The sequence below is a fragment of the Nocardiopsis sp. TRM 82005 genome, from assembly GCF_056312425.1.
Window position 1 is genome coordinate 69647 of the sequence record NZ_JBWDTQ010000027.1, and the last position, 22427, is coordinate 92073.

A 22427-nucleotide genomic window follows, 5' to 3' on the forward strand; every position below is an offset into this window, starting at 1 on the left:
AAGGTGGTGCATGTCAGCGCTCCCGAAAGCGTTGACCACGGCCCCGGACGCGTTGACGCGCGTCGCGGGGTCCCGCTGTGCGCGGGGGTTCCATAGTACCTCCTTGTATCTTCTTGTATCTATACGTCGACAGACGTATCTCTTGAAGTCCCTTTGACTCGACACGGATAACTTCGTGTCTATGGAGTTCGACCCTGACGCCGAGATCGATCCGGGAGCGCCCCTCACGGAGTACAAGCAGCTCGCGGGCATCCTTCGTGCGCGAATAGCGCGAGGAGACTGGGAAGCCGGTCGGCGCATCGCCAGTGAGACGGACCTGACCCAGCAGTACGGCCTTGCCCGCTCCACGGTGCGACGTGCCATCGCAGTGCTCGTGGAGGAAGAGCTGGTGTTCACGGTGCCCCAGCGCGGCACGTTCCGGAAGTAGCTTCGCGAACCACCCGGGTGTCCCGTTTCGGCCGCCCCGTGATCCGGGCTTGTGCCGGGTGCCCAGGCCGGGGCGTCCCACTGGGAAGGCCGGGGAGGCCGACCGCGTGCCGCCTCCGGCTGCCGGATGAGGGATCCGGCGCATCGTCGCGGCGTATCGGGGAATGCTGCGTGACATGATCGGACGACTGCACACCGTGGCCATCGACTGCCCCGACCCCGACGCGCTCGCCGACTTCTACGCCGAGCTGCTCGGGCTGCCCGTGACCCGCGAGGAGGGGCAGTGGCCGGTGGTCGGAGAGAAGCCGCCGCGGCTGGCGTTCCAGTACGCGCCGGACCACCAGCCGCCCGCGTGGCCGGACCCCGATCGGCCGCAGCAGGTGCACCTCGACATCTGGGTGGAGGACATCGGGGCGGCCGAGGCGCGGGTGCTGGGGCTCGGTGCCCGTCGGCTAGCGGTCGTCGAGGACGACCCCGACGACCTGTTCCGCGTCTACGCCGATCCCGCGGGGCACCCGTTCTGCCTGGAGCACCCGGCGAAGGGGGCCTGAGCCGCCCGGCTACTCCTCGTCGGCGCTGTGGGGAAGAACCACCACGGGGATCTCGGAGCGGTGCAGCACGCCCTGGCCGACCGAGCCCAGGAGCAGGCCGCGCACCGTTCCCCTCCCACGGGAGCCCACGACGATGGCGTCGGCCCCCTCCGCGGCCCGGAGCAGCGCGTTGACCGGGTTGTCCTGGGTACGCACCACGCTGACCTCCACGTCGAGGCCGTCGCGGTGCTCGTCGGTGACGTCGGCCAGCATCTCGGCCACGAGCTCCTCGGATTTGCGGTCGAACAGCTTCTCCTGGGGCTCGTAGCCCATGGCGGTCATCGCGACCGGATCATAGGGGTAGGGCACCTCCCAGCTGTTGACCACGACGACCTCGCCCTCGCTCTCGCGCGCCAGGTCCACGGCCGTGCGCAGCGCCCGGTACGCGTTCGTGGAACCGTCCACGCCGACCACGATCCGCTTCAGGGAGGTCCTCTCGGGCCTGCCCTCCTTCGAGGGCACCACCACGACGGGGCAGGGCGCCTGAGCCGCGAGCCGGATGCTGACCGAGCCCACGATCACCGACGCGAACGCACCCAGGCCCCGGGTGCCGGCCACGAGCAGGTCGTGGGGATGGCAGTGCCGCAGCAGTGCCAGCGGTGCCTCTTCCAGGGCGGTGTCTGTCTCCACGGTCACCGACGGCTGGAGTTCACGGACGCGCTCGGTCACCCGGGTCAGCACTTCGGCGGCCTGTTCCGAGATCTCCTCGGTGGGATCGAAACGGGCGTACCCGGCGCTGGACGACACGATCAGCGGCATTCCCAGCGCGTAGACGGCCAGGATCGGCGTACCCCTGCGGGCGGCCTCGGCGGCCGCCCAGACCAGTGCCGCCTCGGAGTGGTCGGAACCGTCGATCCCCACGACGACCCTGGACGAACGCTCCTCGTTGCTTGCCATAGTTCCCCCTTAGCGCTGCGGTCCATCATTGCCGGGCGGGGCGCCCCGCCGTGGGAACGGCACGGGTCACTCGTCCCCGGCTTGCGGAGGCAGGACGGCGACGGGCACCAGGGAGTGTTGCAGGACCCCCTGGCTGACGGAGCCCATCACCAGGCCCCGGACTCCCCCGTGGCCGCGTGAGCCCACGACGAGGAGGTCCGACTCCTGGGCCGCTTCCAGCAGGGCGTCCACGGGGTTGGCCTGTGTCCGCACCGCGTTGATCTCCAGGTGCTCGGTCCGGTCGTCGACCACGTCCGCGAGCAGCCCCGCGACCACTTCCTCCGACTGGCGGTCGAACGTCTCCTCGTGCAGGGCCCGGTCCTCGGCGACCAACGACTCGGCGTTCGCGGGCAGCGGTACCCGCCAGCTGTTGACCACCATGACCTCCGCCCCGCTCACCAGGGCCTCGTTCAGGGCGAAGCGCAACGCGCGGCGGGAGGATTCGGACCCGTCCACACCCACCGCGACGCGGCCCCGGCTCGGCGGCGGCTTCTCCATGTTGGGTACGACCACCACCGGGCAGGGTGCGTGCGAGGAGGCGCGCACACTGACCGATCCCAGCATGACCGCCCGGATCCCGCCCAGGCCGCGCGTCCCCATCACGACGACGTCCTCGTGCCGGGCTTCGTTGAGCAGGGCGGCGGGTGCGGCCTCGGGCACCAGAACGGTCTCCACGTCCACCTCGGGCCGGGCCCGGTGCGCGTACGCGGCGCCCGCGGTGAGCAGGTCGTGCCCCGCCTGCCGCAGGTCCTCGACGGCGGAGCGTCCCGGAGGACCGGAGGAGTCGATCACCATCGGCATGCCCAGGCCGTGCACGATGCGCAGCTGGCTCCCGCGTCTGGCCGCCTCCTCGGTGGCCCAGACCAGGGCGGCGTGGGAGGCGGGTGTACCGTCCACACCGATCACGACCGCGGGCGGGCGTTCCTGTGAGTTCATCCCCAATCCCTTCCTTGTTCCTCCCCTGTCCGAAACCGGACCCCGGAAACCAGGAAGGGGCCCGCGCACGCCGTGTCCGCTCCACGTCCGGGGTCGCGTTCGCCCCGGAGTCCGCCGCCTCGGCGCGCCCGCCCCGGGGCCTCCCGGGCTCCGGCCCGGGAGGCCCCCGTCACCTCTGCCGGGCGAACGCCTCCCCGACGGTCGCGGCCAGTTGGAGGTAGGAGTCCCGCGTGGCGGGCGCGAGCTGTTCGAGGTCCACCTCCGCGCCCTCCTCCAGGTGTCCGTCCCACGGCACCCGCACCACGTCGCGGCACCGCCCGGCGAAGTGCTCCTCCAGCCGGTTCAGGTCCACGCTGCTCTTGCTGTCGGAGCGCACCATCGACAGCACCACCACCGCGCTGCTGACGAGGGCGCCGTGGCCGTGCGCCTCCAGCCAGTCCAGGGTGGCGCTGGCGCTGCGTGCCCCGTCCACCGAAGCCGAGCTGACCAGGACCACCTGGTCGGCCAGCCCCAGTACCCCTCGCATCGCCGAATGCAGCAGGCCGGTACCGCAGTCGGTGATGCAGATGGAGTAGAAGTGCTCGACGATCCGGGCGACCTCCCGGTAGTCAGCGTCGCTGAACGCCTCGGAGACCGACGGGTCGCGGTCGGAGGCCAGGATCTCCAGGCGGCTGGGCGCCTGGGAGGTGAACCCGCGGATATCGGCGTAGCGCGACACCAGGTGGCGCTCGTTGAGCAGGTCGCGGATGGTCGCCGCGGTCTCCAGCCGCACCTTGTCCGAGAGCGTGCCCCGGTCGGGGTTGGCGTCCACGGCGAGTACCCGGTCGCCGCGCAGGGAGGCCAGGGTGGCGCCGAGGGCGACCGTGGTGGTGGTCTTGCCGACACCGCCCTTGAGGCTGAGCACGGCCACCCTGTGGTGCCCGGTCGCCACGGGTGTGCAGGCTCGGGCCGTCAGCTCACGCTGGCGCAGCACCTTGGCGGACTCCCCCGGGTTGACCAGGCCGAGGGTGGCGGTGTGCACGGCCCGCCGCCACCCGCCGCTGGGTCCCTGGCGCCGGTTGCGCACGAGGGTGGCGGCGTTGAGGGAGTCGGAGGTCTCCCGGTTCTGTTCGGCACGCTGCCGGACCGGTGGACCCGGCGGTGAGTCCGTGCCCGGCCGGGTGCCCGTGCCCTCCGGCGCCGGTGGCTCCGTGGGCCGTGCGAGAGCGGCACGAGGGCCGGTGAGTGTGGGCGGCGGCTCGGGGCGACCCCTCGGCGTGCCCGCAGGAGCAGAGCGGAAGGGGCCCTCCGGTTCGGGACGGTCACCGTCCGGCCGCGTGCCCGGGCCCGTTCCGGTGCCGTTCCGTTCTCCCGGGTCGAGGGCCTCCTCACGTTCGGTCTCCAGCGGCGGCAGCTGCTCGGGCTCGGGCACGTCGGGGTCGCGGCGCGTCCTGCGGGGCGCCAGGGGATCCGGTTCCCCGCCCGGCCTCGTGGGGCGCTGGAGCCGCTGCCGCTGCGGGCGCTCGGGGCGCTGCGGGCGCCCGCGCGAGGATCCCGGCAACAGCCGGACCGTGCTGCCGCGCACCTCGTCCTCGGCGTCGTCGGAGCCATTGGACTCCTCAGAGGCCCCAGAAGTCTTGGACGTCGCAGAAGCCTCGGGCGTCTCGGATGCCTTGGGCGTCTCGGATGCCTCAAACACCTCCGGTCCCTCAGAGGCCTCGGCCGGACCAGGCGCCCCGGGCAGCACCGAGGGCTCCGGGAGTTCTGAGGACTCCAAGGGCTCCGAGGAGCCCGGCGCCCCGGACGGCCGGGACGTCCCCGGCCCCGGTTCCCCGTCCCAGCCGGCTTCCCCGTCGTCCGCGTCGCCGTCCGTGGGCGTCGGTTCCCGGTATCCGGCACCCGGCACGGGGGACGGCGTGTCCTCGGGCAGCCGGGCATAGGGCGGTGGGGGCGGAGCCGCTCCCTCGAACCCGCCGAACCACTGCTCGCGGGGGGAGGGCGCGGGCGCCGCCGGACCGGGCGTGGTCTCGGTGGCCGCCTCGCCGAACTCCTCGAGGTCGTCGTCCGGTCGGCCCGAACCGGCCCGATGCTCGGCCTCCGGTACGGGGCCCGCCTCGGAGCTTCGATCCGACCCGTTCTGTTCCTGGTGTGCCACCGGGTTCTCCTGCTTCAAGGGGGTGTGCTGTGGAGGGAGGAATACCGCAGCGGGGAAGGGACGGGATCCGCTCCCTGGGATCACTCCTACCCTCCCGACCCCACCGGAGTACCTCTCGGGGCAGTGAACAGAGAGTTCCATTGCCTGCCGAGGAACCTCCCCGGGTACTGTCTGGCTCATGCACGCGATCCGTATCACCGAACCGGGCGGTCCCGAGGTCCTGGCCTGGTCCGAGGTTTCCGATCCTGTCCCCGGCGAAGGGGAGGTCCTGGTCGATGTGGCCGCCAGCGCGGCCAACCGAGCCGACGTCGCCCAGCGCCAGGGCAACTATCAGCCGCCGCCCGGCGCATCCGAGTACCCGGGTCTGGAGTGCTCGGGCACCATCGCGGCGCTCGGCCCCGGCACGGAGGAGGCCGGCTGGTCCGTCGGCGACCCCGTGTGCGCCCTGCTGTCCGGGGGCGGCTACGCCGAGAAGGTCGCCGTACCGGTGGGCCAGCTGCTGCCGATACCCGCGGGCGTGGACCTGGTGGAGGCGGCCGCGCTGCCGGAGGTGGCCTCCACCGTGTGGTCCAATCTGGTGATGGCCGGAAACCTGCGCCCCGGAGAGACCGTCCTGGTCCACGGCGGCGGCAGCGGTATCGGCACCTTCGCCATCCAGTTCGCCCGCGCCCTGGGCGCCCGGGTGGCCGTCACGGCGGGTAGCGAGGAGAAGCTGGAGCGCTGCCGCGAGCTGGGCGCCGAGATCACGATCAACTACAAGACCGAGGACTTCACCGAGCGCATGCGCGAGGCGGGCGGCGCCGACCTCGTCCTCGACATCATGGGCGGCTCCTACCTGGACGCCAACCTGCGCTCCCTGGCCACAAACGGCCGTTTGGTGATCATCGCGCTGATGGGCGGCCGCCGCGCCGAGGTCGATCTGGGGCGCATGCTCGTGAAAAGGCTCTCCGTGCAGGCGACGACCCTCCGTTCCCGTCCCCTGGACGAGAAGGCGGCCATCGTCTCGGGAGTACTCGAGGAGGTGTGGCCGTTGGTAGAACAAGGAGTCGTCCGCCCCGTCGTCGACCGCTCGGTCCCGATGCGGAACGCGGCGGAGGCGCACCGTGTCATGGAAACGAGCGCGCACACCGGAAAGATCCTTCTCACCCGTTGACGGCGTGCCGGTGATATCCACGTAAGGGGACTGATGAGCAGCGCAGACAACCCGAACGAGCAGCCTCAGGTGCTGGTCATGGGGACCGACCAGAACGGCGGTCAGGAGGAGGGCGGTACGGAGGAGCCCCGTTCCCTCGCGGACATGGTGGAGCAGCCCGCCAAGGTGATGCGGATCGGCAGCATGATCCGCCAGCTCCTGGACGAGGTGAAGGCCGCTCCCCTGGACGACGCGAGCCGGGCCCGGCTCAAGGAGATCCACACCTCCTCCATCAAGGAGTTGGAGGACGGTCTGGCCCCTGAGCTCATAGAGGAGCTGGAGCGGCTGACCCTGCCGTTCGCGGAGGAATCCGCGCCCAGCGACGCCGAACTGCGTATCGCGCAGGCGCAGCTGGTGGGCTGGCTGGAGGGCCTGTTCCACGGTATCCAGACGACCCTGTTCGCCCAGCAGATGGCGGCCCGCGCCCAGCTGGAGAACATGCGCAAGGCCCTGCCGCCCGGCCTCGCGGACCTACAGGCCCAGGGCCCCGGCGGCCCGGGCGGTCCCGGCGAGGAGGGGCACGGCTCCGGCCCGTACCTGTAGCTGGCACGGCGAACGGAGTCCGCCCCGTCGACGGGGCGGACTCCGTTGCACGTCAGCGGCTGTCGGCTCGGCGGACGGAGGCGGCGGGGACCCGGCTCCGCCGTCACACCCGCCACGAACGCGGACACGCGGAGCGCGGGTGCCCGTCGGCCCCGCGGGCCCCGGCGGGAGCCCTCGGGTCCCGGCCTACTTCTTCCTGCTGAGCGGCTCCAGGACGTCGCGGCCCAGGTAGGGGCGCAGCGCCTCGGGGACCTCCACGGAGCCGTCCTCGCGCTGGTGGTTCTCCAGGATGGCGACGATCCAGCGGGTGGTGGCCAGAGTGCCGTTCAGGGTGGCGGCGAAGCGGGGCTTGCCGTCCTCGTCCCGGAACCGCGTGTTGAGGCGGCGGGCCTGGAACTCGGTGCAGTTGGAGGTGGAGGTCAGCTCCCGGTAGGTCTCCTGGCTGGGGACCCAGGCCTCGCAGTCGTACTTGCGGGCGGCGCTGGTGCCCAGGTCGCCGGCGGCGATGTCCACCACGCGGTAGGGCAGCTCCAGCTTGTCCAGCATCTCCCGCTCCCAGGCGAGCAGCCGCTCGTGCTCCTCGTGCGCCTGGTCCGGGTGGGTGTAGACGAACATCTCCACCTTGTGGAACTGGTGCACCCGGATGACGCCCCGCGTGTCCTTGCCGTAGGAGCCCGCCTCGCGGCGGAAGCAGGGCGACCAGCCGATATAGCGGTTGGGCAGCGCGTCGGCGGGCAGGATCTCCCCGGCGTGGTACCCGGCCAGCGGCACCTCCGAGGTGCCCACCAGGTAGAGGTCGTCGGCGGGCAGGTGGTAGACCTCGTCGGCGTGTGCGCCGAGGAACCCGGTGCCCTCCATGGTCTCGGGCTTGACCAGCACCGGCGGGATCATCGGTGTGAAGCCCGTCTGGACGGCCTGGTTCATCGCCATGTTGAGCAGTGCCAGCTCCAGCTGGGCGCCCACGCCGGTGAGGAAGTAGAACCGGGCGCCGGAGACCTTGGCGCCGCGCTCCATGTCGATGGCGCCGAGCATCTCGCCCAGTTCCAGGTGGTCGCGCGGGGTGAAGTCGAACGAGCGCGGCGTACCGACGGTCTCCATGACCCTGAAGTCGTCCACGCCGCCCTCGGGTGCGCCCTCCTCCACGAGGTTGGGCACGCCGGACAGGGCGGTGTTCAGCTCGTCGGCGATGCGACCGGCCTCGGCCTCGGCCTCCTTGACCTCTGCGGCCAGCGCCTTGGCCCGGACCAGGAGCTCCTCACGCTCCTCCGGGGAGGCCTTGGAGACGGACTTGCCCACACTCTTCTGCTCGGCACGCAGGGTCTCGAACCGGGACAGCGCGGAACGGCGGCTGGCGTCGAGTTCGAGCAGCCGGTCGGCGACGGCGGGGTCCTCCCCACGGGCTCGCTGCGATGCACGGAGTCGTTCGGGGTCTTCTCGAAGAGCGCGAAGGTCGATCACGCCTTGCAGGTTACCGCCCGGGCCCGAGCTCCCCGACATCTTTTCCACAACCGGCTCACGGGCGCGGGGAGGAGGCGTCCGAGCGCGGCCGCCCGCCGGGGCCCGGATGCCCGCTGGAGACCCGGGGGCCGGGCGGCCCTCAGTCGACCCGGCCGGCACGGACGCGTGCCAGCCACCGCTCGGCCTCGACGAAGTCGGCGTCGGTGGCCGGCCGGGGCCGCAGCGGAGGATTGGTCACGGCGGCCCGTCCGCTGCGCGGATAGCTGCCCAGGAAGCGCACGTCCCGGCACACCCGTCGGATGCCCATGAGGGCCTCACCGACCCGGGCTTCCGACACGTGGCCCTCGGCGTCGATACAGAAGCAGTAGCTGCCGAGCCCGTCGCCGGTGGGGCGCGACTCCAGACGGGTGAGGTTGACCCCGCGTACGGCGAACTGGTTGAGCACCTCGATCAGGGCGCCGGGGTGGTCGTCGGCGATGAAGGCGACCAGCGACGTCAGGTCGGCCCCGGTGGGCCCGGGCAGCACGCCGGGCCGGGACAGGTGGATGAACCGGGTGGCCGCGTCCGACCGGTCGCCGATCCGGGAGGCCAGGGCGCGCAGGCCGTACCTTTCACCGGCGATCACCGCGCAGATCGCGGCGTCGTAGGGAGCTCCGGGCTCGGACACGCTGCGCGCCGCGGCGGCCGTGGAGGAGACGGTGTGCGTGTCGGCGTCGGGCAGGTGCTGGGCGAGCCATCCCCGGCACTGGGCGAGGGCGTGGGGATGGGTGGCCACCCGCTTGACGTCGTCCAGGGCCGCCCCGTCGCGCGCGAACAGCGCGAACTCCACGGGCACGGCCGTCTCCCCGGTGATGAGCAGCGGATCGCCGTTGACCAGTTCGGCGATGGTGGCGGTGACGCCGCCCTCGACCGAGTTCTCCAGCGGAACGACCCCGCCGTCCACCGCCCCGGAGCGGACCGCGTCGAAGACCTCCGCGATCCCCTCACAGGGGACGCGGGCCCCGTCGGGCGCGTCCGGACGCAGGTCGCGCAGCGCGGCTTCGGTGAAGGTGCCCTCGGGGCCGAGGTAGGCGTAGCGGTTGGGCATGCAGCCAGGCTATACGGACCCGCGGCCCGAGCGGGGCTGCTCGCCGCGTCCCGCGGGACGGAACGCGGTGACCAGTGACCTGGTGCCTCCGCCCTCCCTGACGGCCCCGGCGTCCGGAGCGGTCCCGGGCGTCGCGGCGTCCGAAGCGCCCCCGGGAGGCGTGGTGTCCGTGCGCACGGACCGCTCGCCGAAGCCCGCACCGGTCCCCGCGGTCGGCTGGGTGGGGCGGGCCGAGGTGCTCCCCGCCGTCATGGAGGCGCCGATCCCCTCGCCCAGGCGGGCCGAGCGCACGACCCGGTACTCCTCGGGGCTGAGCGGGATGTCGGAGTCGCCGCTCACCACCGGTTTGGCGTAGGTGCGCGTCTCGGTACGCCCGTTGATGGATGTGACGACCACGCCGTCGCCCTCCCTGTTGAGCAGTGCCAGGGAGAAGGAGCGGGCGCCCGACATCTCCTCCAGGGCGTCGTAGTGAAGGACCGCCACGTCGCGGACCGCGAGCGGGTCCACGCCCGATGCGCTGGTCTCAGCCGCACGGTGGGCGATCATCTGGGATTCGCTGTCGACCACCCGGGTCCTGGACAACGCGTACCCGCCGAGGGCGAGCGCGCCCAGTCCCGAGAGCATTCCGGTCAAAGCCAGGATCGTAGTGAACACAGGGCGAGCGTATAGCTACGCACTGCGCCCATGGGGTTACTTCGGGCGATTTCTCCAACTCATGTGCCCGACTTTGCCCGCCAGTTGCCGTCCTGCCGTAAGCGCGCGTTCCCGGGTCCGGTCCCACTGGCGCCGAGCCGTGGGCCGAAGCTCGCGCACCGCCAGCGCCCGCGCCACGTCTGCGAACTGGTGGGCGCGGTGCAGTTGCGCGCGCAGGTCCGCGCCGGTGGCCCGGTGCGCCAGCGGCACCTCGACCTCCACCACACGGAAGCCCGCGCGCAGTACGTCGATGGTCAGGCCGGTCTCCACGCCGAAGCCCGCGGCCAGCGGCTTGGCCGCCTCGAAGGCGGCGCGCGTGATGCAGCGCTGACCGTTGAGGGGCTGCTCGGGCTCCCATCCAGTGGCCTTGCGGACCCCGCCGCGCGCGAGCCGCACCACGAACCCGTGCCCGCCCAGACGCATGCGCGTGGCGGGGAAGAGCGCGATGGTCATGTCGGCCTTGCCGCCGGTGACCGGTTCGATGAGCGGGGAGGCGTCCGCGGCGGTGGCCTCCAGGTCGGCGTCCAGGAACAGCAGGTGCCTGGGCTGACGGACCGCTCCGTCACCGTGCGCCTCGATGAGCCGGACGCCCTCCGCGCCCGTCTCCATCGCCGCGCCCTTGCCGCGGTTGCGGCTGTGCTTGAACACGCGGGCCCCGGCGTCGAGGGCGACGTCGGCCGTACGGTCCGCGGAGCCGTCGTCGACCACGACGACCAGGTCCACCCCGGGCAGGGCGCGGACGGCCCTCACGGTGCTGCCGATCCGCAGCGCCTCGTCCTTGGCCGCGATCACCGCGGCGACCCCGGCCTCCCCCGGGCCACCGTCCTCCCCCCGAAGCACGTGCACCCCGCCTATCGGGCCGTGCCGGATCCCGCGGCCACCGGCAGCGCGTCGAGGTCGGGGTGAATGACGAACACCTCGTTCAGTCCGGTCACCTCCAGGACCTTCGTGACCGCGGTCTTGGGCGCCACGAGTTCCAGGTCTCCGCCCTTGTCGCGGGAGCGCTTCATGGCGAAGAGCAGCACGCTGATGCCCGTCGAATCGCAGAACTCCACCCGCGACATGTCGACGAGCAGCCGCTGTGCCCCGTCCTCCAGGGCTCCGGCGAGCTCGTTGCGCAACTGGGGTGCCGTGTACAGGTCGATCTCACCGCCCACGGCCACTACCGCGACGTCTTCCTGAGACCGGCTTGATATCTTCAACTCCACAGTCGTGACTGTAGCGGCCGCGTCACCCAGGGGCCACCTCGGTGACGGTGTTTCGCGACATCGGCGGCGTTCCTCCGGGCGGTGCCGCGCGGCGCCCGGCGGGGTGGGCCCCGTCCCGTGGAAGCGGGCCCGTCCGGCGGGTCCGCTCAGATCAGCACGCTCCAGGCCCTCTCGCCCGCCTGGGCGTTCAGCCGCAGTTCGACGACGTCGCCCGGGCCGGGGCCGGCGCCGAACCTCTCGGGCAGGCCCTCGGCCGTGCCCTCCTCCTCGTCGGCGGCCTCCTCGGCGGGGATCTCCAGGACCGCCCACACCGTGGTGGTGGTCGCGTCCATCTCGGTGCCCCATCGGCCCGACAGGGTCTGGACGATGCCCAGGCCCCGGCCGCCCAGGCCGGAGACGGAGGGCCGCGCCACACGGGGCATGGTGCTGGATCCGCCGTCGCGTACCGCGATCTCCACCCAGCCGCCCGACGGCGACCTACGGTCCACCTCGGCGCGCCAGGACACACCGACGCTGTCCTCCGGGTTGTCGGGGGCGGGTAAGGGACTGGCGTGGCGCAAGGCGTTGCTGACGAGCTCGCTGAGGACGAGGGCCGCGTCGTCCACGCGGTCCTCCCCGATGATCTCCATGGAGCGCAGGTCGCGGCACAGCCGCTGCCTGGCTTCGGTCACGCTGGCGGGGGTGTAGGGGAGCGTGGCGTTCCGCTCGACCTTGCGCGGGCGGTCCCCGACGTCGAGTGGGGTGTGGTCTCCTGACACATTGAATCCCTGCGCGTTCGTGCTTTCTCGGGTGGTCCGGAACCCGCCCGATGTGTGCCAGCGAATTCCACCAGGGGTGGAAATGCCCCGATCACCTCGGGAGGAAACCCACCGCGAGGTGAATCACCGGGTAGGACTCGCGCGTCGGTGCGTGGATCGCTGCCGTGACAGGGCTTCTGGGGTTGACGAGGTTTTTGATGTTTCCTGGGACTCAGGTTGCTCGCGGGACGTCTCGGACCGTGTAGGGGGCTGCTCGGCGGACGGCGGGCCGTCCCCGCGGTACAGGGGCACCGTGAACCGCATGCGTGCCCCGCGCTCCAGGCGCTGGGCGGTGACGTCGCCGCCCTGGTCGCGGGCCAGCTGGCGCACGATGTACAGGCCGAGCCCGAGCCCGCCGAAACCGGAGTCGTCGCCGCGCAGCCCCGACTGGACGAAGCGTTCGAAGATCCGCTCCTCATCTCCCGACCGCAGCCCCACTCCCTCGTCGTCGACCACGACCGCGACGGCGTCGTCCTCCTCGCTGGCGCTGACGTGCACGCGCCCGCCCTCGGGGGAGAACTTCAGGGCGTTGTCCAGGAGTTGGTCCATGATCATGCTCGTGGCCAGGGGGTCGCCCGCCGTGGGCGGGAGCGGGGGCAGGTCCTCCATGGTGACGTCGTGCCGGTCGGACAGGGGCCGGAAGGCGCTGACCGCCTGCCGCAGAACCTCGGGGAGGTCGAACCGGTCACGGCCGACCCGCATCTCGCCGCGCGAGACGTCCGAGCCCAGCTGGAGCCGGTCCACCAGCGTGGCCAGGGCGGAGGAGCGCTCGGCGATGGTGTCGACCGCCTGGTACTGCGAGTCCGGACTGAGCCGGGCCCACTTGCGCAGCAGCGTGGTGGCGTAGCCGTGGATGACGGTGATGGGGGTGCGCAGCTCGTGCCCGCTCGTGGCCAGGAAGGCCTCGCGCTCGTCCTCCATGGCCTTCTGCGCGGTGATGTCGCGAAAGTCCACCACCCATTCGTGGGTGCGCGGGATCTGCGCCATGAGGATCTCCAACCAGCGGCCGTCCTTGAGCTGGTGCTTGACCGGCTGGCCGTGGCAGGCGGGCAGCGGGAAGGGCGGGTGGCGCCCCTCCACCACGTCGGTCCCGTAACCGGTGAGCTCCACCGCCGAGCGGTTCCACTTGCGCACCCGGCCGCCGAAGTCGAGCACGGCGATCCCGTCGGCGCTGGAGTCGGCCACCGCCTGTTCGTGGACGCGCTGCCGGTTGAGCTCCTCATAGGCCAGCGCGTTGCCGATCGCCACGCCGGCGTGCGCCGCGAGCAGTTCGAGCAGCTCCAGCTCCACGTGCCCCACCTTGCGCTGACTGTAGAGCGCGTACAGGGCGCCGTAGGGGCGGCCGTGCACGTTGGACACGCCCAGCGCGATGGTGTGCAGCCCGGGCAGGTCGGCCCAGACCAGGTCCTGAAGGCCACGGGTGTCCTCGTTGGCCAGCAGTACCGACTTGCCGCTGCGCAGCAGCTCACCGAACAGGCTGTCGTCCAGCGCGGCGCTGAACCCCTGGAGCTCCTCAGAGAGCTCGGAGATGCTCACCAGCTCCACGCGGTCCTCGTTGAGCAGGACGAAGCCGCCCGCGTCCGCACCGGTGAGCTCGGTGATGCCGCGGGAGATGCGGTCGAGCACGGTCTTGCGGCTGAGGTCCGCGTTGATGTCGACGACCACGTCGGTGAGCCGCCGCACCAGCCGGGCCCTCTCCATCGCCGAGGAGCGGGCCTGTACGTCGGTGTCGGAGGGGTAGAGGCTGAGCACCCACCCGGCGACCCCGCCGTCGGCACCGGGCACGCGGTTGGTGTTGATCCGCACGTCGACGACCGTGCCGTCCTTGCGCACCCGGCGCGTGTGGATGGACAGCGGCGTTCCGGAGCGCACGTGTTCGAGCACCGCACCGTGCTCGGCCTTCAGCTCGGCGGGGACGATCGGCAGCTCGCCGCCGAGCACCTCCTCCGCGTACCAGCCGAACAGGCGCTCGGCGGCCGGATTCCAGAAGGTGACCCGGAGCTCGCTGTCGACACAGACCACCGCGTCCGCTGACGCGGCCAGCACGGCTTCGGCGCTGAGGGGCGCGCGCTCGGAACTCACGAACGTCATAGTGCCACCCGGAAGCGGCCCAGGGGCAGTGCTTTGCGCAATCGGAGCCAAATCGGCGGGGTCGGGCCCCTGGGGCTGTGACCGGAAAGGTTCACCGATCCGGCCCCCGCGCGGACGATCTCGTACTCACAGCCGAGTTCGGCGCGCTCGATACTCGCCACAAGTACAAAGCCAGCGGGAGGAAGGCCCCCACCCATCACACCGGAAACATTTGCGGCCAGCACACTAGATGACGCGGTGTTCCACGCCGTCCTCAGATGACGCGGGGCTCCACGCCGTCCTCCGCCGCCAGGCCGCGCCCGGCGTGCTGCCAGGCCTGCATGCCGCCGGAGATGTTGACCGAGTCCCACCCGGCCTGGTTGAGCGCCGCGACGGCCTGCGCTGAGCGGCCGCCCGCACGGCAGACGACGTAGACCCTCCGGTCCTGCGGCACCTCGGCCGCGCGCTCGCCCAGCTCGCCCAGCGGGATGTGCGTGGCGTCGGGCGCGTGGCCCGCGTTCCACTCGTCGTCCTCGCGGACGTCGAGCAGGTAGGCGTCCTCGGGTACCTCGGTGACGTTGGTCTCCGGAACCTCGTTGCCGAACATGTGACCCCCTGTATCCGTGTGCTTCGTAAAATGTGAGAATCCGGGGAACCCGGGAGAATCCCCCCGCGTCCGAACCGTATGGCTCAGTACACCTTCGCGACGGCCCTGCCGACCCGCCTCGCCGCTCTCGCAGCCCTTGGCCTGCTTATCACGGCCTGCGGCAACGAGCCCGCCGAAGTGAACGCGCCGGCACCCGAATCCGACGAGACCACCGTTCCCTCCGACCCCGCCGAAGACTCCTCCGAGGAGGGTTCCTCCGAAGAGGACGCCTCCGACGGGGAGAACGGCGACGCCGAAGTCCGGCTGACGATCGAGCGCTCCCTGAGCGACGACGAGGCCCTGTCCCCCGAAGAAGGCTATGAGGAGGGGGTGTGGACCCTGACCTGTGACCCCGAGGGCGGCGACCACCCCGGCTCCGAGGCGGCGTGCGCCACGATCGAGGAGGTCGGCGCTGAGCCGTTCGTCCTCGACACCTCCGACATGATGTGCACCATGCAGGTGGGCGGCCCCGAGGTCGTCCATGTGACCGGGCACGTCAACGGAACCGACGTCGACACCGAGTTCAACAAGCGCAACGGTTGCGAGATCGAGCGCTTCGAGACCGTGGAGACGGTACTCAACCCCTGACCGGGGGCACCTGGACCGACACGCTGACCGGGGCCTCCCCCGCCAGCGGCGGACGGGGAGCCGGGCCGCACGGCCCGGCTCCCCGTTCCCATGCGCGAGGTCGTCCACAGGCGACGGGGCCGGGATTGTCCCGAGCGAGCGGATGGGCGACTCTGGAACTCGGGGGCACCTCAGGTGCCCACAGGCTGCTCCGGGTCCCCCATATCCAGGCTAAACGCCTTCCACGAGGCAGAACCAGCCCCGCCCCCACCCTGTGGACGGCTCGAAGGAGCGGAACCCTCCTGCGCGCGGGGTCAGGCGGTACGCGCGGTGTAGGGCGTGTCCCAGAAGGCGACCTCGTGTCGCATGCCCTCCAGGAAGAGGCGCTCCGTGCGCTCGGGCTCCGGGTCGGCCTCCTCCAGCATCCTCCCGTAGTGCTCGGTGAGGGTGCTGAACTCCGGGTCGGCGTAGGTGTCGACCCATCGGCGGTAGCGCGGCTCCTCCGGACGGTTCTCCGCCAGGGCGAGCCCGAGCTGGTTGTAGCCCCACATGCAGGGATAGACCGCGGCGAGCCCGTCCCGGTAGTCGGCGGCGGCGTCGAGCAGCCATGCGGTGTAGGCCGCGCATGAGGGCCCCTTGTCACGGGTGGCCAGGTCCGCGCCGAACTCCCCGGACAGGGAGCGGTGCAGTTCCAGCTCCTCGGTGAGGGTGCTGTGCGCGATGCCCACCAGGTCGGTGAGGTGCTCGTCGGGCGCCTGCCAAGCCAGCCGGGAGAAGGCCCGCGCGTAGTCGAGCAGGTAGAGGTGGTCCTGCTCCAGCCAGTACCGGAAGGCGCGTTCGTCGAGGTCGCCCCGGGCGATCCCGGCGACCGTCGGGTGCGCCAGCTGTTCGGCGACCAGCGGCCGCCCGATCTCATGGAGTCGTTCTGTGATTCCCACGCCCGAAGTGTCCCATCCGCCCGTTCGGAGACTTCCACACGGGTCACCCCGGCCCGCCAAAGGACTCTCGAAAGTTTCGGTTGGCAAGCGCTTCCCCAAGTTCGACTTGATGAAACCTTTCCCTTCTCACCAGCCGAAACCTCTCCTCCTTCCCAGCTCACAGTACGCATGTGACTTATCTCTCTCTCAGGGGTTGACCAGGTCACCGCGAATACGTACATTCTCCGTCAGTAAGTTTCGATACTAAATTCGAAAGTTTCGGATGTCCAGCGCGCGCGGCCCACCACCCGGACGGCTCTCCCTCGCACCCTCACCGAGCACAGAAAGGCACCCCTACATGACCGGACCCTCTGACCACGTCGCCGAACGGAAGGACACCGCCGAAAGCTGGCGGGACTCCTCCCTCCCGGCCGCGACGCGCGTCGAGCGACTGCTGGGGTCGATGACCCTGGAGGAGAAGGTCGCCCAGCTGCACGGTGTGTGGGTGAGCGCGGACGCCTCCGGCGAGGCGGTCGCACCGCACCAGCACGACCTCACCCAGGAGCCGCCGGAGTGGGAGCGGGTGATCGCCGACGGCCTCGGACAGCTCACCCGGCCCTTCGGCACCGTCCCGGTGGACCCCGTGGCCGGACGCGCGTCTCTGGTCCGCAGCCAGCACGAGATCATGAGCGCCAACCGCTTCGGCATCCCCGCCGTGGCCCACGAGGAGTGCCTGGCCGGGTTCGCCGCCTGGACCGCGACCATCTACCCGGTCCCCCTCGCCTGGGGCGCCAGCTTCGACCCCGACCTGGTAGAGCGGATGGCCGCCCAGATCGGGGAGAGCATGCGCCTGGTCGGCGTCCACCAGGGTCTGGCCCCCGTACTGGACGTGACCCGCGACCCCCGCTGGGGGCGCACCGAGGAAACCATCGGCGAGGACCCCCACCTGGTGGCGACCGTCGGCACCGCCTACGTGCGCGGCCTGCAATCCGCCGGGATCGTGGCCACCCTCAAGCACTTCGTCGGGTACTCGGCCTCGAGGAGCGGACGCAACCTCGCGCCGGTCTCGATCGGCCCGCGCGAGTTCGCCGACGTGCTGCTCCCACCCTTCGAGATGGCCGTGCGCGACGGCGGTGCCGGATCGGTCATGTCCGCCTACAACGACAACGACGGGCTGCCCGCCGCCGCCGACAGCGGCCTGTTGACCGGCCTGCTGCGAGACCGGTGGGGGTTCGAGGGGACCGTGGTCGCCGACTACTTCGGCATCGCCTTCCTCCAGACCCTGCACCGTCTCGCCGACACAGCGGACCGGGCCGGAGCCCTGGCCCTGACCGCGGGTGTGGACGTCGAGCTGCCCACCGTGCACTGCTACGGCGACCAGCTCACCGCCCTGGTCCGCTCGGGCGAGGTGCCCGAGGACCTGGTCGAACGGGCCACCCGGCGCGTACTGCTGCAAAAATGCGAGCTGGGCCTGCTCGACGCCGGATGGGTTCCAGAACCCGAGGACCCCGACGCCCCCGTGGACCTGGACCCCGACGAACACCGCTCCCTGGCACGCGACCTCGCCGAGCGCTCGGTGGTGCTCCTGTCCAACTCCGACGACGCGCTCCCCTTGACCGGTACCGGGGGCCTGGCCCTGGTCGGGCCGCTCGCCGACACCGCTGACGCCGTGCTCGGCTGCTACTCCTTCCCCGCCCACGTCGGCAGGCGCCACCCCGGCACCGCCGTCGGCGTGGAGATCCCCACCCTGCTGACGTCCCTGCGCGCCGAACTGCCCGGCACGAGCGTCGAGCACCGGGCCGGATGCTCGGTGGACGGCGACTCCACCGACGGATTCGACGAGGCCGTGCTGGCCGCCTCCCATGCCCGGGTGTGCGTGGCCGTGGTCGGCGACCGCTCCGACCTGTTCGGCCGGGGGACCTCCGGTGAGGGCTGCGACGTGGAGGAGCTCCGCCTGCCCGGGGTACAGCAGGAGTTCCTGGAGGCCCTGGCCGACACCGGAACCCCCGTCGTCGCGGTGGTGGTGTCCGGGCGCCCCTACGCGCTGGGGCCGGTCGCCGACCGGCTCGCCGCCGTGGTCCAGGCCTTCATGCCGGGGGAGGAGGGCATGCCCGCCCTGGCCGGGGTGCTCTCCGGCCGGGTCAACCCCAGCGGGCGCCTGCCGGTGTCCGTGCCGCGCTCGTTCGGCGGCCAACCCACCACCTACCTCGGCGCCGACCTGGCCCACCACAGTGACGTCAGCTCAGTGGACCCGACCCCGCTCCACCCGTTCGGACACGGCCTGTCCTACACCCGGTTCTCCTGGGAGGACCCGCGCGTGGACGGCCGCCCGGCCCGCCCGGACGAGGTCCCCGTGGCCCGCACTGACGGAGAGGTCACCGTCGGCTGCACCGTCCGCAACGTCGGCGGCACCGCCGGGACCGAGGTCGTCCAGCTCTACATGCACGACCCCGTCGCCCTGGTGACCCGGCCCCGCAGGCGGCTGGTGGGCTACGCGCGGGTGCACCTGGAGGCGGGCGAGGCGCGGGCGGTGGACTTCACCGTCCACGCGGACCTGTCCTCCTACACCGGTCCGGACGGGCAGCGCGTGGTCGAGCCCGGCCGCCTGGAGCTGCTGCTGTCCGCGTCCAGCCAGGACGTACGGCACACCGTCCCGGTCCTGCTCGAGGGCCCGGCGCGCGTGGTGGACCACACCCGCCGCCTGGCGTGCGGCGTCCAGCTCGACCCCGTCGGCCAGGGACAGGAGGTGCCGGTGCGCGGCTGAACCCCCGCGGCTGAGTACTCCTCGAACCTCGCCCCCCGTACCCCCCCCTTTGGCAGAGGAGCCACTAACACATGAGCACGCACTCCCCGGCGACCGGTCCGCCCACGGGTCCGGTCCGCGTCGCGATCGTGGGCACCGGGAACATCGCCCGCTTCCACGCAGAGGCGCTGAGAACCCTGCGGGAGCAGGCCGAGATCGTCGCCGCCGTCGATGTCGACGCCGAGACCCTGGCCGCGTTCCGCTCCCGTTTCGACATCCCGGCGGGATACGCCGACCTGGCCGAGATGCTGGACCGGGAGCGGCCGGATCTGGTGCACGTGTGCACGCCGCCCGGCCTGCACCGCCCCCAGGTGGAGGCATGCCTGGGGGCGGGCGCGTCCGTGCTGGTGGAAAAGCCCCCGGCGCTGAGCCTGGCCGAGGCGGAGAAGATGGCGGCGGCGGAGGGCGGGGAGCGGGGGCCGTGGCTGGCCACGGTGTTCCAGCACCGGTTCGGTTCGGGCGCCCGCCGGGTGCGGGCGCTGGCCGGAGCCGGTGTGCTGGGGCGTCCGCTGGTGGCGGCCTGCCACACCACGTGGTTTCGGCCCCAGGAGTACTTCGACGTGCCGTGGCGGGGCAGGTGGGAGACCGAGGGTGGCGGGCCGACCATGGGGCACGGCATCCACCAGATGGACCTGTTGCTCTCCCTGCTGGGCGAGTGGACGGAGGTGTCCGCGGTCGCCCGCCGCCAGGCCCGCGACGTCGAGACCGAGGACGTGTCGGTGGCCCGGGTGGACTTCACCAGCGGGGCGGTGGCCAGTGTGGTCAACAGCCTGGTCTCCCCGCAGGAGGAGAGCCGGATCCGGATCGACTTCGAGCGGGCCACGGTCGAACTGGTCCACCTGTACGGCTACGGCGACTCCGACTGGCGTGTCACCCCGGCGCCCGGGTTCGAGGAGGAGGTCACGGCCGCCTGGGAGGACGGCGAGCAGGGGACCGACAGCGGTCACCACGCCCAGATCGCACAAGTACTGGCCGCGCTGCGCGACGGCACCGCCCCGCCGGTGACCTCCGCCGAGTCGCTGCGCACGCTGCGCCTGGTCGCGGGGGTCTACGCCTCCGCCTTCCAGGGGCGGCCCGTGGCCCCCGCCGACCTGGGACCGGAGTCGCCGTTCCACTCCCGCATGGACGGCGGGGGCGTCCGATGGTGACACCGCGCCCCGGGGCGCACCGCCGCCGAGCCGGGGGCCGCCCGCCGGCGGCCCCCGCGAGGGGGACACCGTGCGCCGCTACGTGATCCGCCGCCTGCTGTACATGGCCCCGACCCTGTTCGCCATCTCACTCGTGGCGTTCCTGATCATCCAGCTTCCCCCGGGCAACTTCCTGAGCGCCTACATCGCCCAGCTGTCCGCGCAGGGACAAGGGGTGGACAGCGCCCAGATCCGCGCCCTGGAGGAGAGGTACGGGCTCAACGACCCCTTCTTCGTCCAGTACTGGCGCTGGATCTCCGGGATCGTCCTGCACGGCGACTTCGGCCAGTCCTTCCAGTACCGGCGCGAAGTGGCCGACCTGATGTGGGACCGGATCGGCCTCACCCTGGTCCTGGCCGTGTCCACGCTCCTGCTGAGCTGGGCGATCGCCTTCCCCGTCGGGGTGTACTCGGCGGTCCGCCAGTACTCGGTGGGCGACTACGCCGTGACCTTCGTCGGATTCGTCGGACTGGCCACCCCGAACTTCATGCTCGCCCTGATCTTCGCCTGGGTGTCCTTCCGCTACTTCGGCCAGAGCGTGGGCGGCGTCGTCTCGCGCGAGTACGCCGACGCCGCCTGGAACCTGGGCAAGGTCATGGACGTGGTGTCCAACCTGTGGATACCGGTGCTGATCATCGGCACCGCGGGCACGGCCGCGCTCATCCGCGTGCTGCGCGCCAACCTCCTGGACGAGTTGCGCAAGCCCTACGTCACCACCGCCCGGGCCAAGGGCCTGCCCGAGTGGCGGCTCATCCTCAAGTACCCCGTGCGCATGTCGCTCAGCCCCTTCATCAGCACCATCGGCTGGATCCTGCCCACCCTCGTGGGCGGCGAGGTGATGGTCTCCATCGTGCTGAGCCTGGAGACGACCGGCCCGCTCCTGGTCGAGTCCCTGCGCAACCAGGACATGTACCTGGCCGGGAGCTTCATCCTCGTCCTCGGCGCGCTGACGGTCGTCGGCACCCTGCTGTCCGACCTGCTCCTGGCCTGGTGGGACCCCCGCATCCGCCACCAACACGTCGAGAGGGTGTGACCCGTGGGACCCCTGCCCGACCGCCCCTCGCCCCCGGAGCCGTCCCGCGGCCCCGGATCCTCCCCCGCCGCGCCCGACACGGCCGTGGAGCCCGACACCAGCGCGGCCCCGCCCGGGGACGTGCCCCAGCGGGTACTCATCCGACGGCGCTTCCGCCGTAACAGGCTGGCCGTCGCAGGCGCGCTCATGCTGTGCGTGTTCGCCCTGGTCTCGGTGTTCTCCGAGTTCCTCGCGCCCAGCACACCGGGCGCCTACGACGCCGAGCGCACCTACGCCCCGCCGCAACGGCTCCACTTCGTGGACACCACCGACGGCTTCGACCTGGGCATGTACGTGTACAGCTACCAGGTGGACCGCGACCCGGAGACGCTCGCCAACACCTACACCGTCGACGAGTCGACGAAGATCCCCGTCGGCCTGTTCGTGCGCGGCGAGCCCTACGAGATGTGGGGGCTGCTTCCCACCGACCGCCACCTGATCGGCGCCAGCGACCCGGACCAGAGCGTGTACCTGCTGGGCGCCGACCGCAACGGCCGCGACATGGCCTCCCGGATCATCTACGGCACCCGGGTGTCGATGTCCATCGGCCTGGCCGGGGTGGCGCTGTCCTTCGTGCTCGGGGTCGTGCTCGGCGGGCTCTCCGGCTACCTGGGCGGACGCGTGGACAACGCCATCCAGCGCGTCATCGAGTTCCTGATGTCCATTCCCACGATCCCGCTGTGGATGGGCCTGTCCGCCGCCGTCCCCCGCGACTGGGGCCCGGTGCAGACCTACCTCGCCATCACCGTGATCCTCTCCCTCATCGGCTGGACCGATCTGGCGCGCGTGGTGCGCGGCCGGTTCCTGTCGCTGAGGCAGGAGGACTTCGTGACGGCCGCCCGGCTGGACGGCTGCGGCACCAGCCGGATCATCGGCCGCCACATGCTGCCGTCCTTCACCAGCCACATCATCGCCTCGCTGACCCTGGCCGTGCCGTTCATGATCCTGGCCGAGACCTCGCTGTCCTTCCTCGGGCTGGGGCTGCAACCGCCGGTCGTGAGCTGGGGCGTGCTCCTACAGGAGGCGCAGAACATCCACTCGATCGCCAACGCCCCCTGGCTCCTGCTGCCCGGTGCCGCGGTGACGGTGGCGGTACTGGTGCTCAACTTCGTCGGCGACGGCGTCCGCGACGCCGCCGACCCCTACAGGTAGGGAGGTGGTGACC

Annotated in this window: 21 protein-coding genes; 9 read left to right on the plus strand and 12 right to left on the minus strand. The window is 71.7% G+C overall.

Translation table 11 applies throughout. The annotated features are described in order from the left end of the window. Positions 1-181 precede the first annotated feature (181 nt). Entirely contained in the window at positions 182-427 is a 246-nt protein-coding gene (locus tag AC0T5L_RS21390; protein WP_476167239.1) for a GntR family transcriptional regulator, read from the plus strand. A 175-nt stretch (positions 428-602) separates the two neighbouring features. Further along, the gene (locus tag AC0T5L_RS21395) at positions 603-977 is read left to right on the plus strand and encodes a VOC family protein (RefSeq protein ID WP_476167240.1); all 375 of its coding nucleotides are present in this window, start codon (positions 603-605) and stop codon (positions 975-977) included. Positions 978-986: 9 nt separating this feature from the next. On the opposite strand, the gene AC0T5L_RS21400 is transcribed toward AC0T5L_RS21395, so the two are convergent. The 3 genes from AC0T5L_RS21400 to AC0T5L_RS21410 form a co-directional block, all read right to left on the minus strand. After that, positions 987-1913, minus strand: coding sequence for a universal stress protein (locus AC0T5L_RS21400; RefSeq protein WP_476167241.1), 927 nt, complete (start codon positions 1911-1913; stop codon positions 987-989). A 66-nt stretch (positions 1914-1979) separates the two neighbouring features. After that, the gene (locus AC0T5L_RS21405) at positions 1980-2888 is read right to left on the minus strand and encodes a universal stress protein (protein ID WP_476167242.1); all 909 of its coding nucleotides are present in this window, start codon (positions 2886-2888) and stop codon (positions 1980-1982) included. Positions 2889-3057: 169 nt separating this feature from the next. After that, positions 3058-5022, minus strand: a complete 1965-nt coding sequence (locus AC0T5L_RS21410; protein ID WP_476167243.1) for a MinD/ParA family ATP-binding protein — start codon at positions 5020-5022, stop codon at positions 3058-3060. Between the two features lie 178 nt (positions 5023-5200). Between AC0T5L_RS21410 and AC0T5L_RS21415 the strand changes: the two genes are divergently transcribed. Together AC0T5L_RS21415 and AC0T5L_RS21420 are read left to right on the plus strand one after the other, a co-directional pair. Beyond that, a complete protein-coding gene (locus AC0T5L_RS21415) occupies positions 5201-6175 on the plus strand; it encodes an NAD(P)H-quinone oxidoreductase (protein ID WP_476167244.1) in 975 nt (324 codons plus the stop codon). A gap of 33 nt (positions 6176-6208) precedes the next feature. Beyond that, the gene (locus AC0T5L_RS21420) at positions 6209-6757 is read left to right on the plus strand and encodes a bacterial proteasome activator family protein (RefSeq protein ID WP_476167245.1); all 549 of its coding nucleotides are present in this window, start codon (positions 6209-6211) and stop codon (positions 6755-6757) included. A gap of 186 nt (positions 6758-6943) precedes the next feature. On the opposite strand, the gene serS is transcribed toward AC0T5L_RS21420, so the two are convergent. The 8 genes from serS to AC0T5L_RS21460 form a co-directional block, all read right to left on the minus strand. Beyond that, positions 6944-8215 carry a serine--tRNA ligase gene (gene serS / locus AC0T5L_RS21425; protein WP_476167246.1) on the minus strand — a complete coding sequence of 424 codons (1272 nt, stop codon included), beginning with the start codon at positions 8213-8215 and terminating at the stop codon, positions 6944-6946. 139 nt (positions 8216-8354) lie between these two features. After that, on the minus strand, positions 8355-9302 hold the full coding sequence (pheA, locus tag AC0T5L_RS21430) for a prephenate dehydratase (RefSeq protein ID WP_476167247.1): 948 nt from the start codon (positions 9300-9302) through the stop codon (positions 8355-8357). 9 nt (positions 9303-9311) lie between these two features. Next, a complete protein-coding gene (locus AC0T5L_RS21435; protein WP_476167248.1) occupies positions 9312-9956 on the minus strand; it encodes a DUF4446 family protein in 645 nt (214 codons plus the stop codon). Positions 9957-9992: 36 nt separating this feature from the next. Then, positions 9993-10835, minus strand: a complete 843-nt coding sequence (locus AC0T5L_RS21440) for a glycosyltransferase (protein WP_476167284.1) — start codon at positions 10833-10835, stop codon at positions 9993-9995. Between the two features lie 11 nt (positions 10836-10846). After that, positions 10847-11203, minus strand: coding sequence for an STAS domain-containing protein (locus AC0T5L_RS21445; protein WP_476167249.1), 357 nt, complete (start codon positions 11201-11203; stop codon positions 10847-10849). A gap of 146 nt (positions 11204-11349) precedes the next feature. Further along, on the minus strand, positions 11350-11961 hold the full coding sequence (locus tag AC0T5L_RS21450) for an ATP-binding protein (protein WP_476167250.1): 612 nt from the start codon (positions 11959-11961) through the stop codon (positions 11350-11352). Positions 11962-12084: 123 nt separating this feature from the next. Beyond that, entirely contained in the window at positions 12085-14082 is a 1998-nt protein-coding gene (locus AC0T5L_RS21455) for a PAS domain S-box protein (RefSeq protein ID WP_476167251.1), read from the minus strand. 262 nt (positions 14083-14344) lie between these two features. Beyond that, positions 14345-14677, minus strand: coding sequence for a rhodanese-like domain-containing protein (locus AC0T5L_RS21460; RefSeq protein WP_476167252.1), 333 nt, complete (start codon positions 14675-14677; stop codon positions 14345-14347). A 78-nt stretch (positions 14678-14755) separates the two neighbouring features. Between AC0T5L_RS21460 and AC0T5L_RS21465 the strand changes: the two genes are divergently transcribed. Next, entirely contained in the window at positions 14756-15304 is a 549-nt protein-coding gene (locus tag AC0T5L_RS21465; RefSeq protein WP_476167253.1) for an SSI family serine proteinase inhibitor, read from the plus strand. Positions 15305-15597: 293 nt separating this feature from the next. On the opposite strand, the gene AC0T5L_RS21470 is transcribed toward AC0T5L_RS21465, so the two are convergent. Next, positions 15598-16221: a TenA family protein gene (locus AC0T5L_RS21470; RefSeq protein ID WP_476167254.1), complete on the minus strand. Its 624-nt coding sequence runs from the start codon at positions 16219-16221 to the stop codon at positions 15598-15600. Positions 16222-16558: 337 nt separating this feature from the next. On the opposite strand from AC0T5L_RS21470, the gene AC0T5L_RS21475 reads away from it, so the two are divergent. The 4 genes from AC0T5L_RS21475 to AC0T5L_RS21490 all read left to right on the plus strand — a co-directional run bounded on the left by AC0T5L_RS21475 (position 16559) and on the right by AC0T5L_RS21490 (position 22414). Next, positions 16559-18964, plus strand: coding sequence for a beta-xylosidase/alpha-l-arabinosidase (locus AC0T5L_RS21475; RefSeq protein ID WP_476167255.1), 2406 nt, complete (start codon positions 16559-16561; stop codon positions 18962-18964). 71 nt (positions 18965-19035) lie between these two features. Beyond that, the gene (locus tag AC0T5L_RS21480) at positions 19036-20151 is read left to right on the plus strand and encodes a Gfo/Idh/MocA family protein (RefSeq protein ID WP_476167256.1); all 1116 of its coding nucleotides are present in this window, start codon (positions 19036-19038) and stop codon (positions 20149-20151) included. 70 nt (positions 20152-20221) lie between these two features. After that, complete coding sequence (locus AC0T5L_RS21485) at positions 20222-21223, plus strand: ABC transporter permease (protein ID WP_476167257.1); 1002 nt, start codon at positions 20222-20224, stop codon at positions 21221-21223. Positions 21224-21226: 3 nt separating this feature from the next. After that, entirely contained in the window at positions 21227-22414 is a 1188-nt protein-coding gene (locus AC0T5L_RS21490; RefSeq protein ID WP_476167258.1) for an ABC transporter permease, read from the plus strand. The last annotated feature ends 13 nt before the right edge of the window (positions 22415-22427 follow it).